Annotated in this window: 2 protein-coding genes; both read right to left on the reverse strand. The window is 73.8% G+C overall.

Annotated elements, in window-relative coordinates:
- Positions 1-368: 368 nt before the first annotated feature.
- On the reverse strand, positions 369-1,397 hold the full coding sequence (locus tag ACYVE9_RS23580; protein ID WP_461029906.1) for a phosphatidylinositol-specific phospholipase C domain-containing protein: 1,029 nt from the start codon (positions 1,395-1,397) through the stop codon (positions 369-371).
- A 170-nt stretch (positions 1,398-1,567) separates the two neighbouring features.
- A partial coding sequence (locus ACYVE9_RS23585) for an FAD-dependent oxidoreductase (protein WP_461029907.1) occupies positions 1,568-2,286 on the reverse strand: 719 nt, incomplete at its 5' end.

Consider the following 2,286-nt stretch of genomic DNA (forward strand, 5'->3'; position numbering starts at 1 on the left):
AGGCAGGCGGCGCCGCGCAGCAGGACCCGCCGGGTCGCACGGGGGCCGGCCGGTGGGGCGTCGAGGGGGGCCGTGCCGTCGTCGCCCTGCCGTGCATTCGAAAAGTCATACTTCATGACGTACTGCTCTCATGAAGTGACTCGGCTGCGGGTGTGTCGGCACCGTGTCCCGCCGCACTGCACTCGTACGCGCTTCCCAGCGCGCGGGGCCGCCCCCGCCCGGCTAGCGTCTTTCCACGGCAGGCTCACGTCCGACGGTGTCTGTTGGTGTCCGTCGGCGTCCGCCCGTCCGCGCCGCACCCGGCCGCCTCTCCGCCGTGAGGAGTGACGGCCGGGCGCCGGTGCCCGGCCGTCACCCGGTGGGCGGGGTCAGCCGTGCGGCAGGACCGTGCGCAGTACCCGGGGCAGCGACACCCAGTCCGAGGTCACCAATCCGGCGCCTTCGGAGGCCAGTTGAGCGACGCGGGCGGCGGCGTCCGCTTCCGAGGGGTTGCGGGCGTCGATGGCCGGCGGCACGTTGTGCGCGGACGTCATGACCAGCAGGTAGTTGCGGCTGGTGTACCACCCGGTGTCGATCGACCCGGAGGCGTAGGCGGCGGCGTCACCGTCGAAGACCACGAACCACGGCCGGATCGAGGCGTCGGCGTACCGGCCGACGCGCGGGTCGCCCGCCTCCGCGCGGTGCACCGCGGGAAAGGCGACCGCCTCGTGGAGACGCCCGGCCCCGGCGAGGGTGCGCAGGTGGGTGGCGTACTCACGGTCCGTCCACAGCGGGTCGAGCGGGTTGCCCTCCTCCACGGTGCCGGGGATGAGGTGGATCAGGAACTTGCCCGCCAGTGCGTCGCGGCTGGGCCATCCGTCCGCCCGTACCGCCTCGTCCAGGTTGGCGTGGCGGCCCGTCAACTCGCCCGGGCGGTACACCGCGTCGCCCAGCTTGCTGTTGACCAGGGCGTCGAACTGCGCGGGTCCGCGGCCGCCCCTGCCGTAGAAGCCGTCCTTCATCTCGATCTTGAGCAGGATGGGCCGGTGCCCGGGGTTGGCGTCGTGCCAGGCGCGCAGGTCGGCGAGGCAGCCGTCCAGCCGCTGGTTGCGCGGTTTCGTGCGCAGCTGCGCCGCGTCGGACGCGTTCTCGCAGTTGTTGTCGTTGCCTATCGGGTTGTTGTGCGCGACCCGCCAGCCGGCCGCGAAGGTGTTGGTCCACACGTCGAACTCGAGCAGCCCGGCCCCGGAGTCGAGGGCGTCGGCGAGGAACGGGAAGGACGACTTCTCGTAGGCGTTGTGCACGCCCACACCGGTGGTCGAGGAGTACGGCAGGGCTCCCGGATCGGCTGCCTGCGCGGGTGTGATGGCCAACAGGGTGAGGACCGCTGCCGCGGCCAGGGGGGTGGACTTGCGCACGGGGACGCCGCCTTCGCTGTCAGGGCCAGGTCAAGTTGGCGACAGCGTAGGGGAGTTGACCGACTCTCAGGCAGAGGGCCGACGAACTGCCGGGCACCTCCGGATGGCCCACAGGCGACGGGCACCTCCACCGGGCGGTGCCCGCGGAGGTGCCCGTCGCCGTGGACCGGTCAGGCGGCCACCGGTAAGGCGGGTGCCGGAACCGAGCCCGTTCCGAAGTCCCGGCAGATCGCCCGCGCCGCGCGGCGCGCGGAGTGGAGCGCGCCCTGCGCGGTGCCGGTGTCGCGGTGGTCACCGCACACGTAGAGCCCCGCCAGCACCCGTACCGGACGCTGGGCGTCGTGCGGGGCCGGCATGGCGGGCACCGCGAACGCCTGGTGCCGGGCGCCGAGCAACTCCCAGTTGTCGGCGCCCACTCCGTGCAGCTCGGTCAGCTGGGGACGGGCCGCCTTGTCGAGAGCCGTCACCGAGTCGAAGGCCTGCCGGCCCAGCACCACCGACGTGACCAGGGTGCGCCCCGGCAGCGCGCGGGACGGGTCGACCGCGGAGGTGATCATCGTGTGCGACACCGGGCCGCGCCGGTCGGCGTCGAGCAGCAGCGAGGCGTCGTCGAGCGGCGGATCCGCGTCGGCGGCGTGGTGCAGGACCGTCACCGGGTGGAAGTCGGGCACGTGCAGCCCCGGCAGCAGGGCCGAGGCGTCCTGCGCGCCGGTGGCGATGAGCACTGCCCGGCAGCCCAGCGTGCCGTGCCCCTCGGTCTCGACGGAGTTGGTCGACACCGCGACCACACGCACGCCGGTACGGACCGTGCCGGGCGGCAGTGAGGCGGCCAGCAGGCCGGGCACGGCCTCGGCGCCACCGGCCGGCAGGCACAGCCCCCGGCGGGCGA

It is taken from the genome of Streptomyces sparsus, from assembly GCF_054776295.1.